Raw genomic sequence first — 16,124 nt, 5'->3', positions numbered from 1 at the left:
CTGACATGAGTAACGTAAGGGGAGTGAGAGACTCCCCCGCCGAAAGACCAAGGGTTCCTGCTTAAAGTTAATCTGAGCAGGGTTAGCCGGCCCCTAAGACGAGGCGGAAACGCGTAGTCGATGGGAACCACGTTAATATTCGTGGGCCTGGAGGTAGTGACGGATCATTGAGGTAGTCCAATCTTATCGGATTGAACGGGCTGCTGCGTGGTTCCAGGAAATAGCTCCTCCTTATAGACCGTACCCGAAACCGACACTGGTGGTCTGGTAGAGTATACCAAGGCGCTTGAGAGAACTATGCTGAAGGAACTCGGCAAATTGCACGCGTAACTTCGGAAGAAGCGTGACCCTTTTCTGCGCAAGCAGAGGAGGGTGGCACAGACCAGGGGGTAGCGACTGTTTATCAAAAACACAGGGCTCTGCGAAGTCGCAAGACGACGTATAGGGTCTGACGCCTGCCCGGTGCTGGAAGGTTAAGAGGAGGGGTGCAAGCTCTGAATCGAAGCCCCAGTAAACGGCGGCCGTAACTATAACGGTCCTAAGGTAGCGAAATTCCTTGTCGGGTAAGTTCCGACCTGCACGAATGGCGTAACGACTTCCCCGCTGTCTCCAGCATAGACTCAGTGAAATTGAATTCCCCGTGAAGATGCGGGGTTCCTGCGGTTAGACGGAAAGACCCCGTGCACCTTTACTATAGCTTTACATTGGCATTCGTAGTGGCATGTGTAGGATAGGTGGTAGGCTTTGAAACCTGGGCGCCAGCTCAGGTGGAGCCACCCTTGAAATACCACCCTTATTACTATGGATGTCTAACCGCGGCCCGTTATCCGGGTCCGGGACAATGTATGGTGGGTAGTTTGACTGGGGCGGTCGCCTCCTAAAGAGTAACGGAGGCGCGCGATGGTGGGCTCAGAACGGTCGGAAATCGTTCGCTGAGTGCAATGGCATAAGCCTGCCTGACTGCGAGACTGACAAGTCGAGCAGAGACGAAAGTCGGTCATAGTGATCCGGTGGTCCCGCGTGGAAGGGCCATCGCTCAACGGATAAAAGGTACGCCGGGGATAACAGGCTGATGACCCCCAAGAGTCCATATCGACGGGGTTGTTTGGCACCTCGATGTCGACTCATCGCATCCTGGGGCTGGAGCAGGTCCCAAGGGTATGGCTGTTCGCCATTTAAAGCGGTACGTGAGTTGGGTTCAGAACGTCGTGAGACAGTTCGGTCCCTATCTGCCGTGGGTGTAGGAATATTGAAAGGATCTGTCCCTAGTACGAGAGGACCGGGATGGACGGATCTCTGGTGGACCTGTTGTGGCGCCAGCCGCATAGCAGGGTAGCTATATCCGGACGGGATAACCGCTGAAGGCATCTAAGCGGGAAACCCACCTTAAAACGAGTATTCCCTGAGAACCGTGGAAGACGACCACGTTGATAGGCCGGGTGTGGAAGAGCGGCAACGCTTGAAGCTTACCGGTACTAATAGTTCGATCGGCTTGATCGTTCTCATTCCTTATGCCCATCGCTCCCAAAAGGGAGGATGAAAGGCACAACAAAGACCAGCGATAAGCTCCGAGAGAGCACCAGAATAGGGATTCCCTATTCGCTACTCTCTCGTGGCTATTCGCTCAAAAAGCTTCTCGAACAACGTGCGTTTTGCCGACCTGGTGGTTATGGCGGAGCGGCTGCACCCGATCCCATTCCGAACTCGGCCGTGAAACGCTCCAGCGCTGATGGTACTTCGTCTCAAGACGCGGGAGAGTAGGTCGCTGCCAGGTCTGCCAAACGCACGTTGAAATCTTCTCCTTACGATTAGGCCCGCCAAACGGGATTTTGGGCCGCGCAAGCGGCCCTTTCATTTGGCGGCGCTTGAATCTGGTAAGTTTCGGCTTACTTCTAAGGTTGACGCGGGGTGGAGCAGCCCGGTAGCTCGTCAGGCTCATAACCTGAAGGTCACAGGTTCAAATCCTGTCCCCGCAACCACTGATACCGACACTCCCGAGGCGAAAGCTCCGGGAGTGTTCTTTTTTTGAGCTTTTCCAATTGTTTGGCGCTCAATCCAATTCAGAATAGTGCCTAGCTCGCCATAGAGAGTTGCGTTGATCTCGCCGCGATTGTGGCCGGGGCGCAGCACGATCTTCTCGATCAGCGTTCGTAATGCCTCGGCAGCCTCTGCCCGCCCTTCAGGGCGGTTCAGCGCTTCCGTCAACCGGGCAACCTTCTTCGCGTAGATCGCCGATGCACTCGGTAGCAGGAGCGGGACATCCTCAGGTACTTCAGTAAGGAGGACGGTCAGTTCCGCCTTACGTGTTTCCAGCTTCTCGATTTTCTCTTTGAGCGTCAGAGGAGGCACGCCGGCAAGAATGGCGTTGATGGCCTTCTCCAGTTCGCGTCCGGTCTTCTCAAGTTCTGCCCCCCATGCGTCGCCTTTGGACCTGCGCTCGCGATTGAGCCGGTTCGTCTCCTCCGCATGAGCGCGCATGGCCTCCGCGGCTACCTCGGATGACATCATTCGGTCCTTTAGGCCGGTCAGCACGCGGTTCTCGAGCTCTTCGCGCGGTATTGTACGGCTGTTGGAGCAGGATTTGTTGGCGATGTGGCTCGAACAGGCGAAGCGACCAGCACCACGAAGCGAGAAAGGGCCCCCGCAGCAGCCGCAGAAGATCAGGCCGGACAGCAACGACTTCGGCCGGTGTGCGCTGTTCAGCTTGTTCTTCCTATGGTGCTCACGCACCGCCTCGGTCACATTGGCATATCTCTCGGCGATCTCGCTCTGGCGAACTCGGACGGCCTGCCAGAGTTGGTCATCAACGATCCGCAACTCGGGAACCTCGGTCACGATCCAGTCGGCTTCCGGGTTCATGCGCGACACGCGCCTGCCAGTGGACGGGTCTTTCACATAGCGCAGCCGGTTCCAGATCAGCCGTCCGATATAGAGTTCGTTGTTGACGATGCCGGAGCCGCGCTTCTGATGCCCGCGGATCGTTGTGTCGATCCAGGGCTTGCCGCCGGGACCAGCGACACCTTCGTCGTTCAGCGTCTTGGCAATGGTGCGCGGGCCGATGCCGGCCGCAAAGTCGCGGAAGATGCGGCGCACGACCTCGGCTTCGTAAACGTCGATCTCGCGGTCGCCTCTGATCAGTTCGCCGCGGTGGTCCAGCTTCTTGACGATTTTGTAGCCGAAGCAAAGCCCGCCGCCGGACTTGCCATCCTCGACCCGACCGCGCAGGCCGCGATGCGTCTTGGCGGCAAGGTCCTTTAGGAACAGCGCGTTCATCGTACCCTTTAGCCCAACATGGAGCTCAGTGATTTCTCCTTCTGCCAGGGTGATGATCGGCACGCCGGCGAACTTCAGATGCTTAAACAAGGTGGCGACGTCGGCCTGATCGCGGCTTACCCGGTCCAGCGCCTCGGCGAGCACCAAGTCAAACTGGCCCTCCTGCGCATCCTGCAGCAGCATCTGGATGCCAGGCCGCAGGATCATGCTCGATCCGGATATGCCCGCATCCTTATAGCAACTGACGACCTTCCAGCCTTCCCGCTTTGCTTGCTCGCGACAGATACGGAACTGATCCTCGATCGAGGAGTCCCGCTGGCTTTCAGATGAATAACGGGCGTAAAGCGCGATGCGGGTCATCTGGAGTATCCTCTCGGCTTCTATCTTCCCGTCAGGCGGCTTCTTCCTGACGGGTGGGGCGGATCAGTACTTCGGCCGAAATGCCGAGCTGCTCGTGCAGGTTACGGATCATCTCGATCGAGAGACCGCGTCGACGGTTAAGCACCTCCGCTACTCGGCCCCGTGTTCCGATTATCGGTTCCAGATCCTTGCGGGACAGACCTTGCTGCTCCATGCGGAACTTGATCGCCTCGATCGGGTCGGGTGGGTCCATCAGATGGTGCTTTTCCTCATAGACCTCGATCAGCGTCGCCAGCACGTCCAGCCGGTCGCCCTCGGGTGTGCCGCTCTTTGCTCCCCACAGGCGCTCCACTTCGGCAAGCGCCGTCTCGTAATCCGCCTCGGAGCGGACAGGCTTCAGGTCAGTTGCCATGCTTCACCTCTGTCACGTCGATCCTGTCATAGGCCCCATGGGCGCCGATCCACTTGATCCAGACAATGCTCTTCTCGAAGTCGACCGCCACCACTAGGCGATAGGCATTGCCCTTGATGTTAAAGACAATCCGCTCGGCGCTGACGATGCTGGCGGTAGCGTAAAGCCGCTTCACATCCGCCGAACTTTTCCAGTCCGCCTTGCTGACTTCGTCGAACCAGGCATCTAGCGCAGCCTTCACTGCCGGCTGGTCCTTGTGCCTCTCAAGCCTGTCGACGAACTCCCGCAAAGTGCGACGGGCAATGATCCTCATGATGCAGCCTTACTTTGGTCCCGAAATGGGTGCAAGCCAAATCTGGAAAAGACCCGGCGGGCAAGCCTCGCCGGGGAATACAAAGCGCTGCAGAGGCAGGTTTCAGGGGCGATCGGCGGATCGCGTCCCAGCTTTCGTACGCTGTTCGGCTATCAGCCTCCGTTCGAACTGCTCGCGGGCGATCTGACGGCCGATTAGGCGGGCGAGACGCAGGACAGCTGCGTGTGCGACGGCCGGAGATCCCGCAGACGTCTCGGATTCGACCGAAGTGTCGCGAACCTCGATCCTGATCCTATCTCGTTTGGCTGCCATGCCTCCAGATCCCGGTGCCGAGCATCATCAGGGGCCATCGGAAACTCATTGCAGGCATAAGGGGAAGGGGCGCGCCGCCATTGTGCGGCGAATCGGATACCACGACTTGGAAAAAGGCTGGGTTGGCCGGGACTCGCCTGAAGAACGTGCGGGACCGAATCGATCGTCGGGGGTTCGAGTCGGGAGAGCGCTACCGCCTTTCCCCATACTCATCGAACTACCAGTTCAGGCTTCGCTGCTACGGCTGAGCGAAGCTAGCTCACGATTCTGGGTCGGGCGTGCCCACTCTCGAAAGAACAGAGGTTCACAGCTTTCAAATCCTGCCGCGGCCAACATCGCCTCCTCATGTCAGAATCGCGCCAATTCAAGACATTCGCCGATGGTGACGGTTCCTACACTGCCGACCGCGCTGCCGCGACATGGTCGTCCGACATCGGAACTCGGACTCCGATCCTGGTGACAGCGGAATCATAGCTCTTGCGAGCGAAAACCTCTCTCACCAGGGGCGCGAAGAACTCCAGCGGCTTGGTCGGATAGTCTGGGTCAAAGCTGGACTGGTCCCATTTCTCGCAGAACTCGGCGCAATCTTCGAAATAGGCCGCGCCTCGGAAAACATCTCTCTTGTGTGGATTGGCCCCGACATGCTCGCCATAATAGAGAAGCTGGAAATCACCATGCTTCTCGACGACCCAGGCGCACTGTTCGCGAACGAAAGGGCGGATGATGGCGGCGGCATATTCGTCGTGATTGTACGGCGCGTAGATGTCGCCGATGTCGTGGAGAAGCGCCGACACCACCCAGTCCGTGTCTGCTCCGGCATTCCAGGCCCTCGTTGCCGCCTGCAGTGAATGGCCGAGCCGTGTCACCTTGTAGCCGGAGAGGGATTTGTCGAGCTCGACCATGGCCGCAAGCAGGCGATCGGCCGTGCCGGCTGCGTACTCGATCTCGTGTTCGGTAAGGAAGGCGTAGTCCTCCCGGTCGCCATCCTTCATCTGCGTGAATTTCACGGTTTCCATGGTCACTGCCTCCGAAGTCTTGTCGTTAAGATAGCCGCGTTCGCGGCGGGCGTGGCGAAAACGGCCCGTCCGGTCATCGCCCCAATTCGACGTAGATGTCTTCGCCGTCCACATGGACCGGAAAGGTCCGTGCCTTGAGTTTGTCGTCAATGAGGCACTTGCCGGAGCGGATCTCGAACTCCCATCCGTGCCAGGCGCAGCGAATGAGTTCGCCGGCGCGCTCGTAGATGAACTCGGCCCTGTCGGTTTGCCGCGTGGTTCCGCATATCGGTCCCTCGCAGAGCTGGCCTGCGCGATGCGGGCATATGTTCAACAAGGCGGCGTAGCCGTCGTCGAGTTGAAAGATGCCGACGCTCATCCGGCCCAGGGTGACTATTCGCGGCTGTCCGATCGCCACCTCGGCGACCTTGCAAGCATAGGTTCGGGAGAGGGCCGTTGCCGCTGTCATCATGCAACCCTCGCGGAAGCGAGCGGCGCCTCGATGCGCTTGTACACTTCAAGAGCGTTCAGCCCCATCACCTTGTCACGCCACGCCGGCGGTATGTGAAGATTGGTCGGCGCGTCGAAATCCCAGTGCGGGTAGTCGGAGGCGAAAAGCAGCGTATTTTGACCGTCCATATGTTCGAGCGTTTCCCAGAGATGTTTGACGTTCTGGGGTTGCTCCAATGGCTGCGTGCTGAAGCGGATGTTGCGGCGGCAATATTCCGACGGAAGCATCTTCAGCCAGGGCGTTTCCTTGCGCAGCGCCTTGAAGTTGGCGTCGAGCCGCCACATCAGAGAGGGCACCCACGACACGCCGCATTCGATGACGATGAAATAGAGATCGGGGTATCTCTCGAACACGCCGTTGGAGATCATGCTGACCACGTGGGTCATGGCCGGTTGGCTCAGCAAGGCATGCGTTTCCCAATAGTAGGCGGTCGGGCCGCTGGCGACAGCGTTGTGATTGACGCCACCCTGGCCGCCGAAATGGATCGCGAAGGGCAGGCCGACTTCAGCGCAGGCCTCGTAGATCGGATGATAGAACGGATCGCCATAGGGACGCTGCGATCCGTGGCTGGCGAGAACCTGCACAATGTCCGGGTGACCCCCGAGGCGCCTGATTTCGGCGGCAGCGCCATGCGGGTCGGTCGGAGAGATGATGATCGATCCCTTGAAGCGCTTGTCCTTGGGCAGCCACCAGTCGACCATGTAGTCGTTGTAGGCTCTGACCAGCGCATTGGCGTAGTGGTAGTTGGCCAGTGTCGAGGCCTCCAATGGTTCGTCGGCCGTGAGGATCGCGACGTCGATATCGTAGAGATCGAGGTGCTTCTCCTTCATGATCAGGTAGTTGTCTTCTTCGGTCCGCGGACGGATATCGTGCCGCGAGAACCCTTCCGGATGCAGCCAGGGGCGGTGGGCGTGGGGAAAGCTTCCCGTTGGGCCAGGCTTCTCGCCGCGCACCAGAAAATCGCGCCAGTAGGGCTCGAGATAGGGGAGCAAAACCTCAGCGCTGGACCAGTAATTGTGGACGTCGGTGTCGACGATGAACATGGATGCTTGCCTGCCATGGAGAGGGTGGGATGGATGGGGCAAGCGTGCGCTTCGGCGGGAAGTCCGGCAACGCAGCCGGCGCCAAGATGTTGATCGAAGAATCCGATTACCCGTTGTCGGCCGGGCCCAAAAAGCGCTAGCCGTTGTGCGGAATTCCTTTCCGCTGGATGGTCGCAATGCAGATCGAACTGTTGGATACGTTCCTGGATCTGATCGAAACCCGCAACTTCAACAGGACCGCGGAGCGCCTGGGCATTACCCAGTCGACCGTCTCCAGCCGCATCCGCACACTCGAGGCGCTGCTGGAAAAGCAGCTGTTCATCCGAGGCAAAAGCGGCACGGAGCCGACTGTCGCCGGCCTTCGGTTCGAAGAGCATGCGCGCGCCGTCAGACTGCGTTGGCTCGACGCTCGCCGTGAAATCCAGTCGGTCGGCAAGTTCGACCGCCTGATCCGCATCGGCATCCAGTTCGAGCTCTACGAGCGCGTGCTGGAAGGGTGGCTGGAATGGGTGCGCGCAACAATGCCGAAACTGGCGATCTATGTCGAGATCGACTACTCGAACCAGATGATCCTCGACCTGACAACCGGCAGTCTCGATCTGGCGGTGCTCTATTCTCCGCAGCACCTGCCGGACATGCACTACGAGCAGATCGCCGAGGAGAATTTCGTCATGGTTTCGACGCGCGGCCTTGCCTTCGGGGAGGTCACCGCGGCGAACTACATCCGAGCCAACTATTCGGCCTATTTCAACCGCGCCCACAAGCAGATGCTGCCGGAATTGGAAAACAGCCCGGTCTCGACCGGTAACGGCGGCGCCGTAACCTATCTCTTGCGCAGCCGGGGCGGCACCGCCTTTGTCACCGAAACCGTGGCGACGAAATTGCGGCAGGAGGGCGTGGTGCAGCTGGTCGTCGATGCGCCGAAGATATCACATCCCATCTACTCGGCCGTGCATGTCAGGCACCATCACTCTCACACCCATGTTCGCCTACTGAAGGCGCTCAAGTTGATGACGGCCTGACCTAGAGATCAACGGTGACGTCGCCTCTCGGCGTGCTGCAGCACGCAAGGATGAAGCCGTCCTGGCGCTCCATGTCCGACAGGCCGCCCATGTCGTTCAGGTCGACTTCGCCATCGAGCAGCCTGACCTTGCATGTTCCGCACACGCCCATCCGGCATGATGTCTCGACCGGGATGCCCGCCGCTTCGGCGAGATCAAGGATGGTTGCACTAGCGCCGGCCACGCGATTGACGCCGGAACGCAGGAAAGAAATGTTTCTACCATCGCTGGGGGTAGCTTCGCAGGCTGACGACTTGGTCGCGCCGGACGCTAGGGCGCCAAAGGCCTCTTCGATGATGTCGCCCGCCGGGATCCCGAGTTCCAGCAGATGGCGTCGCATCGCTTCCATGAAGGCCGTGGGTCCGCAAAGGAAAGCAGTGCGTTCCGCCACGTCGGGTACCAGTTTGACCAACTTGGCCAGATCCAGCCGGCCGCTGGCAACGCGGGGGCCGGCTGCCTGACTGCAAACCGTCTCGACCCGCAGGTTCGGCATGCGAGCGAACCTGTGCAACTCGTCTTCGAACAGCACATCGTCCTGCGTTCGCGCGCATTGGATGAAACATATGTCCAGGTTGCTGCCTGCGTCGTCCAGCGACCTCAACATCGACATGAACGGGGTGATGCCGCTGCCGGCACAGAGAAAGATGGCCTTCCCGAAAGCGCGTCGCTCGAGCGTAAAGCCGCCGCCGGCCTCGCTGATTTCCACCGTGGCGCCCTCGCGGAAATGGTCGTGGAGGATACGTGTTGCCCTGCCGTCCTTCGCCGCCTTGATCGTCAACGAGATACTTTCTGGACGGGTTGGTGGAGAAGCTATGGTGAAGACGCGAGAAAACCCTTCGCCGTTCCAGGAAAAGCGGACCGTGACGAATTGGCCGGCGAGGTGTTTGAAAGCCCGGCCGTCCATCCGCTCGAAGACCAGGGTGACGACATCATTGGTTTCTTGAATGCGGCTGGTGCAGACGCACAGCTGCGATGAATCCAGGCTGGCGCCGATGCTGGCGAAACTGGGTACGAGGTTCATGGGCTCGTTTCCAAAAGAGAGGCGGATCTGCCCCTTGCGCTAGCAGATCCGAACGATCCCACCGCGTATGTCCTTGATCGGGAAAGCCGTTCACGGAACGACGCCTGGCGTGATATCGAGGATGGATAGCTCTGGGTGGTCCAGGCTTCTCAGGTCCGAAATGTCGGATCAATCGAATCGAGCATGCGCAAGTGTGCTGCCCATTCCAGCTCAAGCCCACCGTCGTCGAACGACATTTGATCGTTTTGCGAGGCCACTCTGCGTGCGATGGATTCTGGGATCACAACAACATCCCTGCCCATTGACAGCGTTGCCACCTGGATCTCGCAGGCTCGGTTCAGGTAGAACATGTTGTTGAACATTTCGGCAGCGGTGCGACCGACCGTGAGAAGGCCGTGGTTGCGCAAAACAAGTGCGGAGTGATTTCCAAAGTCAGAGACTATCCGACTCCGTTCCGCATGATCCAGGGCTATGCCCTCGAAGTCGTGGTAGGCCAATCGTTCGAAAAACTGGAGCGCCGTTTGATTCAGCGGAAGCAGGCCTTCCGCAAGGCACGAAACGGCTACTCCCGCCTTTGTATGTGTATGCATGACCCAATGCGCATCGGGGCGAGCATTGTGAATAGCGCTATGAATCGTAAACCCTGCCGGATTGACAGAGGCGGCTGTATTCTCAATTTTTTGGCCATCTGTATCGATCTTGACCAGGGACGACGCTGTAATTTCTTCCCACCGTCGGCCATAAGGATTTATGAGAAACTGACCTTCGGTACCTGGAACCTTGGCCGTAATGTGCGTGTAGATGAGATCCGTCATCTGAAAATGGGCAGCCAGCCTATAGCAGGCCGCCAAAGCAACTCTGGTAGCTTCTTCCGATTGCAGCGCGTGACTCATGGCTTTGCCCAGTCCTACAATTCGAATTTCGACAGGCCGTCATCAAGCTGATGCCCCAACAGCCGGCTCATTGGCCGCTGGGGCTTCAGAATGGAATCGGCAGGCTATGCGCTGTTCGCGACTAGGAGGTCATCCAACAGCGTATCAAGGCCGAGCCGCCGGACATTTCGTAATTTGGATCATCGACCCAGCCCTCCACATTTGGACCGGTTGCGTCGATGTAATCGTTGAACATGGGGATGACGGCCCCGCCATCGTTTCTGACAATGGATCCCATGTCGGCGTATAGCTTCTTGCGCTTTTCAGTGTCCAGCTCCGAGCGGGCCTGACTGAGCATCTTGTCAAAATCGTCGCGGAAGAATCGGGTCTCGTTCCAATCGGCCTTGGAATAATATCCCGTCGTGTACATGAGATCCTGCGTTGGTCGCCCACCCCAATAGGAAGCGCAAAATGGCTGTTTGTTCCACACCTCCGACCAGTAGCCGTCTCCAGGTTCGCGCTTGATGTCCAGCCTGATGCCCGCCTTTGATGCACTTTGCTGATAAAGCTGTGCGGCATCGACCGCGCCGGGAAACGCGACTTCTGACGTTCGCAGCAGGATCGAGCCGCTATGTCCGGATTTCTTGTAATGGAAGGCGGCTTTTTCCGGGTCGTATGACCTTTGCTCGACGGGCGTGTAGAGCGGGTAGGTTGTGTTTATCGGGCTGTCATTCCCGACACTGCCGTAGCCGTTCAGAATCTTCTTGACCATTTCATCGCGGTCTACCGCATATTTGAGAGCCAGCCTGAGGTCATTGTTGTCAAATGGCGCGGTGTCGCAGTGAACGACGAACAGGTAATGTCCCCTTCCCGCAACAGTGCGGATCGTGACGCCGGGTACGTGCTTGACCAAATCAACTATCTTCGGCTCGACACGATTGATCATATTGACCTGGCCGCCCTGAAGTGCGGCGGTGCGTGCGGTTGTGTCGTTGATCACAACAACCTCGACCGAACTGGCATGGCCTACATCGTCATTCCAGTATCCAGAAAACTTCTCTCCAGCATGCCGCACGCCGGGCTGGTTGGTCGAAATCTTGTATGGCCCAGTTCCTATTCCTGCCGCCGGATCGTCCTTGCCCCCATTTGGTTGGATCGCCAAATGATAGTCCGCCAGGATGTAGGGCAGATCAGCGTCGCCATCCTTCAACCCAATGACAACGCTGTCGCCATCAGCCTTGATCGTGTCGATCCCGCGCATCAAACCAAGGGCGCCGGACTTTGACTTTGCATCGGAATGCCGCTCGAGCGTCGCTGCAACGTCAGCGGGCGTCAGCTTCCTACCGTCGTGAAAGGATACGTCTTTTTTGATTCTGAACGTCCAAGTCTTGGCGTCTTTCGACGAGCTCACTTGATCAGCGAGTTTCATTGCGATCGAGCCGTCCGGACTGACGTCAACCAGCGTCTCGCCCCACGTCCGTCCGAATGTCAGAGGTACCTGGCTCGCCCAAGTTGCGGGGTCGAGGCTGTCCGTCGATTCGCCGCCGACCATGCCCGCCTTCAACGTGCCCCCCTTGGTTGGGCCCGCAGCTCGTACCGCACCCACAAGCAGGTTCTGGGCCACCGTGGCGGTGATCCCCAATGTTGCCGCACGTCCAAGAAATTCCCTCCGGCTCAGTTTGCCCCGGACCACGGCCTTTGCCATAATTTCGAATTCTTCCGACATTTGAATCTCCCCTTTTTGCGTATCCAACATTGCCTATTGCAGGTTTACCGCTTGGAAGAGCTTTTCCAGCACGAAGCGCGAGCGACGATCGTCTGGATCGCTCCTCATCTGGTTCATCGTGTAGGACAGCCCTGTTTTTCGTGAAGGCCAGGCGGCATGAATGGAGCCGCCAGCTCCAGAATGCCCGAAGGCATCACGAGCCGGGCCAAAACGCATCTTTTCTGTCTGAAGCGCGAAAGCCGTGGCAAAGGCCATCGGCTCAGAAAAATAGGGATCGGTGAAGCGCGAACGCTCAATCAAACCTTGATCCAACGTCTCGGACTTGAGAATACGCACACCGTCAATCTCGCCACCCTGGCTGAGACAGCCGTAGTAGCGGGCGATGGAACGGGCCGTTGCGATACACCCGGCGCCACCAATTTGAGCAGCGTGAAAGGCTTTCGTGTTCCATGAATTGGTATGGCTTGTGAGCAGTGGGGGATTTTGCCAGATCGAGCGATTTATTGGATTTTCCGGATCGGCATCGACCGAGGCCATGCCGCACTCAACCTCGATTACTCCCACGCGCCGCTCAAGGTCTTCCGGCAGGCCAATCCATGCCTCCAGATTCAGCGGCCGAGCGATCTCGTCGGCAAAGAACTGTCCGAGTGTCCGGCCATCCACACGGCGAACAATGGCCCCGCACAGCCATCCAATTGTCAGTCCGTTATAGCAAGCGAAGGCATCGGGGTCGTTTGCGATAGGCTGCGTTGCAAGCAAGCCTTCTATTTTCTCGTAGTCCGGCACGTCGTCTATCGACAACGGAGCCAAGACACCCGGTACCCCACTACGATGCGAAACGATATGGCGAACGAGAATGCGTTCTTTCCCGCCCTGTGCAAACTCAGGCCAGTATTTTGCGACCGGTGCATCGATATCCACCAGGCCGCGCTCGATCAGAATCAACATGCATCCTGCCAACAGGCCCTTGGTGCCGGAAAAGACAACTTGCAGGGTGTCTTGCTGCCATGGTCGGCTCGGCGCGGCGTTGCCGCCCCAGATGTCGACAACGGTTCGGCCCGAATGGACCGCGGCGAACGCGGCGCCTACTTCGCCACGTTCGGTGAAATTCCTCCCAAACTCCTCCGCAACAGCTTCGAAGCCTGGCTCGACGCGGCCCTTTACGATCCCATCTGACACGGTGGAGGGCATCGGATTCCTTGACAATTAGTACGTATGTACCATCGTTGTACGATCGTACCATATCCGTTGTCAAGGGACTGTCGGGCATGGCGAGCCGCGCGACCATTTGCATTTGGAATCGAAAGCCGGTTCTGTCGATGGAACGCTGAAAGCAGGGATGAGATGGCGGCAATGCGGAAATCCCCACGAACGTATCTAACCTCCGAGGAGCGGAGAGCCGAGATCATCGAGGCGGCGTTCAAGTGTGTTAAGGAGGTCGGCTACGCCAAGTTAACCGCTCGAAAAATTGCTGAGAATCCCAATATCTCCTTGGGTCACATAACCTATAATTTCAAAGATATGAACGAGGTTCTCGTTGAGACCTATCGATATACGTCAAAACTCCTGGTAGCCGCGGTCAGCGACCAACGCGCAAAAGGCTTCAATTCGCCACATGAGCAGCTCAAGATCTTTCTGGGAACGTTCCTGAACCCTAATTTCCTCAAAAGAGACTTCTTGCGGGTCCGGATCGACCTCTGGTCTGCCGCCCTGGCATCAGAGGATATTATGAGAACCGAGATTTCCCTTTACGAGCATTTCCGGAATGAGCTTTCTGAGATCCTGCGGCAGATAGCGGATGAACGAACGAAGGGCCATGAATCAATCCCGTTTCTCGTAGACAGTATTACTGCGACGATGGACGGGTTGTGGCTCGATTGGGTGCGTCGAAAGAATATCGAGGCCATAGAGAATGGCCTGAGAGCTTGCTTGCTTCTGGTGAATTGCGTTTTGGATACTGCCCCATCCAAAGCTGCCCAAGGTGACGCGCTCGAATCTGGATAGCAGGTGTCGCGGTTCGACTAGGCAATTTCCCCGAACCCGAAGGCAAGATAGTCGAACAAGCGTTTGCTCCCCCGGTCAAACGATTTGTGAAATTCCGTCTGGGGTCGCTACCATCGGAGGGGTATTCCTTATATTTCAGTGAGTTATCAGAACTTGGTAGCGGGAGACCGCTACCGCCTTTCCCCACACCAATTGGACTGTCTATTCCGCTTGCGTTGCTACGGTTGAGCGAACACGACTGCACTGATCGCCGCGCAGCGCCTGCCGAATGCATTTCCGTTTGTGAACCCTGCACTACTTCACAGCGAGCAAAACACCAATTTGGCTGCAACAAGATCCGCCAGACCGGAGCCGACTGCCTTGAAAAGTGTGATCTGCTGCGGATTGCTCCGTCCGCTGATCGCTCCCCTTGCGAGCTCGGCAAGGGTGCCGCGGATATGATTTGCCGATATAAGCGTGCTCGCAATCGGCTGGCTCAAATCTCCAGCCTCATGCAGCGCCTCGGGGGTGTCCACATATACGGTCGCACGTCGCACGGCCTCGGAGTCCGCTTCACGCATCTTTGGCGTGAAGCCTCCGATCAGGTCGACATGGATCCCCGGTGAGAGCCACGCACCCTGGATCAAAGGCGATGTGGCAAGCGTCGCCGCGCTGACGATATCGGCATTTCTGACACCAGCTTCGAGATCAGTCTCGATTGACGCCAGGAACCCCCTGTTGCTCAGGTCGGCAACCATGCGGGCGGCGCTCTCCCGGTTGATATCCCAGACCGATACCTCGGCAATCGGACGAACGGCGCGATATGCCTCGGGTACCCGCCGCGCCCTCGACTGGACGTCGAAGTATCGCGATCTGGCCAAGGCGGCCAGCGAGCTCGAGGTGGAAAGCGCCATCATCGACGGCGAGATCATCGTGCGTCTTCGACGTCCAAATCGAAATGGGCGAATTGACTGCATGGCGAAGACGGGTGGCGCTAGGCCAGGCGCCGGCCGCCCTAAGGGCAGCCTAAGCCGACGGCATGTCGAAGTTCTAGCCGGCGCGGTTTCGCAAGGCGTGACGCCGGTCGAATTCATGCTGCAGCCATCCGATTTCTAACCTGCAGGGGCAGTTGACGGACAAGATCGATCCCAATCTGTACGAGGCAGCCCAGGTGGTAGATAGTGGTCAGTAGGCGTGCTGTCCACGTGACCTGAACCGCCGGGTCGAGACGACCGACATGAGCTGACAAAGTCTAAGCCATGGCTGCCATGAACCATCGCGTCGTCACCGTGTTCGGTGGAACCGGGTTTCTCGGCCGCCGCGTTGTTCGGCATCTCCGCGATGGTGGGTTTTTCGTTCGGATTGCATCAAGACATCCGGAACGGGCCAAGAAGTTGTTTGGTTCTGATGATCCACAACTTCAATTGATCGAAGCCAATATCCACGATGAGCGGGCGATCGCCGATGCACTTGCCGGTGCCTACGGAGTTGTAAATGCGGTCAGTCTTTTTGTCGAACAGGGACAGGAGACCTTTCATTCCGTGCATGTCGAGTCGGCCCGGCGGGTTGCAGCTCAAGCACACCGAGCTGGCGTCGAACGGCTCGCTCACGTTTCAGGAATCGGCTCCGATGTTGCCTCGCCCTCGCTCTATATCCGCAAGCGTGGTGAAGGCGAACTGGCAGTGCGTGCCGCGTTTGCCGACGCCGCACTCATCCGCCCGGCGGTGATGTTCGGGCCGGACGACGCGTTTCTCACCACCATCCTCAAGCTGCTCGGCCGGCTTCCAATCTATCCGATGTTCGGCCGCGGCCTGACGAGATTGCAGCCGGCCTATGTGGATGATGTGGCGGAGGCGATCGCAAGAGTGCTGCAGGGGATGGAAAGGCATGCGATCACGTATGAGTGCGGCGGTCCTCGCGTCTACTCCTACAAGGAATTTCTCAGAGCCGTTGCGCACGAAGCCGGTCTTAAGCCCAAACTGATTCCAATCCCATTTGCCGCTTGGCACGCGCTGGCTTGGTTCGCCGAAATGCTCCCGAGCCCGCCCGTCACTCGGAATCAAGTGGAACTGATGCAGGTCGACAACGTGTCATCGCCGCAGATGCCGGGATTTGGGGAACTTGGAATTTCGCCGTACTCGGTCGAGGAAATGCTCCAGGAGATATTGTGGGATCACTGATTAACGAGCTTCATCGGCTAGCGCACTCCCGCCAAGGGGAACGACAAGGGCAAGGTAGAGGG

The 16,124-nt window shown here is 58.2% G+C and carries 14 protein-coding genes, 1 tRNA gene and 2 rRNA genes (1 of these 17 cut by a window edge); 6 read left to right on the top strand and 11 right to left on the bottom strand.

The genetic code is table 11. The features are described from left to right. From ACSQ3Z_RS24250 to ACSQ3Z_RS24240, 3 genes are all read left to right on the top strand, one after another. A 23S ribosomal RNA gene (locus ACSQ3Z_RS24250) occupies nt 1-1,500 on the top strand (it extends 1,298 nt beyond the left edge of the window). 159 nt (nt 1,501-1,659) lie between these two features. Then, nucleotides 1,660-1,774: ribosomal RNA gene (gene rrf, locus ACSQ3Z_RS24245) — 5S ribosomal RNA — on the top strand. Between the two features lie 128 nt (nt 1,775-1,902). Next, nucleotides 1,903-1,979: transfer RNA gene (locus tag ACSQ3Z_RS24240), tRNA-Met, on the top strand. Here ACSQ3Z_RS24240 and ACSQ3Z_RS24235 read toward each other — a convergent pair. The 6 genes from ACSQ3Z_RS24235 to ACSQ3Z_RS24210 form a co-directional block, all read right to left on the bottom strand. Next, complete coding sequence (locus ACSQ3Z_RS24235; protein WP_436173978.1) at nt 1,936-3,633, bottom strand: recombinase family protein; 1,698 nt, start codon at nt 3,631-3,633, stop codon at nt 1,936-1,938. The two genes, ACSQ3Z_RS24240 and ACSQ3Z_RS24235, sit on opposite strands and share 44 nt — an antisense overlap. A gap of 31 nt (nt 3,634-3,664) precedes the next feature. Continuing rightward, nucleotides 3,665-4,045 carry a helix-turn-helix domain-containing protein gene (locus ACSQ3Z_RS24230; protein WP_436173770.1) on the bottom strand — a complete coding sequence of 127 codons (381 nt, stop codon included), beginning with the start codon at nt 4,043-4,045 and terminating at the stop codon, nt 3,665-3,667. Next, entirely contained in the window at nt 4,035-4,358 is a 324-nt protein-coding gene (locus ACSQ3Z_RS24225; protein WP_436173769.1) for a type II toxin-antitoxin system HigB family toxin, read from the bottom strand. The genes ACSQ3Z_RS24230 and ACSQ3Z_RS24225 overlap by 11 nt, the downstream gene beginning before the upstream one ends. A gap of 704 nt (nt 4,359-5,062) precedes the next feature. Continuing rightward, a complete protein-coding gene (locus tag ACSQ3Z_RS24220; RefSeq protein ID WP_436173768.1) occupies nt 5,063-5,686 on the bottom strand; it encodes an HD domain-containing protein in 624 nt (207 codons plus the stop codon). 73 nt (nt 5,687-5,759) lie between these two features. Next, complete coding sequence (locus ACSQ3Z_RS24215; protein ID WP_436173767.1) at nt 5,760-6,137, bottom strand: Rieske (2Fe-2S) protein; 378 nt, start codon at nt 6,135-6,137, stop codon at nt 5,760-5,762. After that, nucleotides 6,134-7,219 carry an amidohydrolase family protein gene (locus ACSQ3Z_RS24210; protein WP_436173766.1) on the bottom strand — a complete coding sequence of 362 codons (1,086 nt, stop codon included), beginning with the start codon at nt 7,217-7,219 and terminating at the stop codon, nt 6,134-6,136. Before ACSQ3Z_RS24210 ends, ACSQ3Z_RS24215 begins: the two co-directional genes overlap by 4 nt. A gap of 176 nt (nt 7,220-7,395) precedes the next feature. Here ACSQ3Z_RS24210 and ACSQ3Z_RS24205 point away from each other — a divergent pair, with 176 nt between their 5' ends. Then, nucleotides 7,396-8,241, top strand: coding sequence for a LysR family transcriptional regulator (locus ACSQ3Z_RS24205; protein WP_436173765.1), 846 nt, complete (start codon nt 7,396-7,398; stop codon nt 8,239-8,241). 1 nt (nt 8,242) lies between these two features. Here ACSQ3Z_RS24205 and ACSQ3Z_RS24200 read toward each other — a convergent pair whose 3' ends face one another. The 4 genes from ACSQ3Z_RS24200 to ACSQ3Z_RS24185 all read right to left on the bottom strand — a co-directional run bounded on the left by ACSQ3Z_RS24200 (nt 8,243) and on the right by ACSQ3Z_RS24185 (nt 13,090). Continuing rightward, nucleotides 8,243-9,301 (bottom strand): flavin reductase family protein, encoded by a 1,059-nt coding sequence (locus tag ACSQ3Z_RS24200; RefSeq protein WP_436173764.1) that lies wholly within the window; start codon nt 9,299-9,301, stop codon nt 8,243-8,245. Nucleotides 9,302-9,450: 149 nt separating this feature from the next. Next, nucleotides 9,451-10,194, bottom strand: a complete 744-nt coding sequence (locus tag ACSQ3Z_RS24195; protein WP_436173763.1) for a class II aldolase/adducin family protein — start codon at nt 10,192-10,194, stop codon at nt 9,451-9,453. 121 nt (nt 10,195-10,315) lie between these two features. Next, nucleotides 10,316-11,899 carry an ABC transporter substrate-binding protein gene (locus tag ACSQ3Z_RS24190; RefSeq protein WP_436173762.1) on the bottom strand — a complete coding sequence of 528 codons (1,584 nt, stop codon included), beginning with the start codon at nt 11,897-11,899 and terminating at the stop codon, nt 10,316-10,318. A 33-nt stretch (nt 11,900-11,932) separates the two neighbouring features. Next, nucleotides 11,933-13,090 (bottom strand): serine hydrolase domain-containing protein, encoded by a 1,158-nt coding sequence (locus ACSQ3Z_RS24185; protein ID WP_436173761.1) that lies wholly within the window; start codon nt 13,088-13,090, stop codon nt 11,933-11,935. Nucleotides 13,091-13,243: 153 nt separating this feature from the next. Here ACSQ3Z_RS24185 and ACSQ3Z_RS24180 point away from each other — a divergent pair, with 153 nt between their 5' ends. Next, entirely contained in the window at nt 13,244-13,903 is a 660-nt protein-coding gene (locus ACSQ3Z_RS24180; RefSeq protein ID WP_436173760.1) for a TetR/AcrR family transcriptional regulator, read from the top strand. 299 nt (nt 13,904-14,202) lie between these two features. Here ACSQ3Z_RS24180 and ACSQ3Z_RS24175 read toward each other — a convergent pair whose 3' ends face one another. Next, nucleotides 14,203-14,814 (bottom strand): hypothetical protein, encoded by a 612-nt coding sequence (locus ACSQ3Z_RS24175; RefSeq protein ID WP_436173759.1) that lies wholly within the window; start codon nt 14,812-14,814, stop codon nt 14,203-14,205. Between the two features lie 327 nt (nt 14,815-15,141). Between ACSQ3Z_RS24175 and ACSQ3Z_RS24170 the strand changes: the two genes are divergently transcribed. Continuing rightward, nucleotides 15,142-16,062, top strand: a complete 921-nt coding sequence (locus ACSQ3Z_RS24170) for a complex I NDUFA9 subunit family protein (RefSeq protein ID WP_436173758.1) — start codon at nt 15,142-15,144, stop codon at nt 16,060-16,062. Nucleotides 16,063-16,124 lie beyond the last annotated feature (62 nt).

The sequence above is a fragment of the Mesorhizobium sp. LjNodule214 genome, assembly GCF_964252735.1.
Lineage (GTDB): Bacteria > Pseudomonadota > Alphaproteobacteria > Rhizobiales > Rhizobiaceae > Mesorhizobium.
Note: the sequence above shows the minus strand (reverse complement) of the source record. Positions and strands in the feature narration are given on the sequence as shown.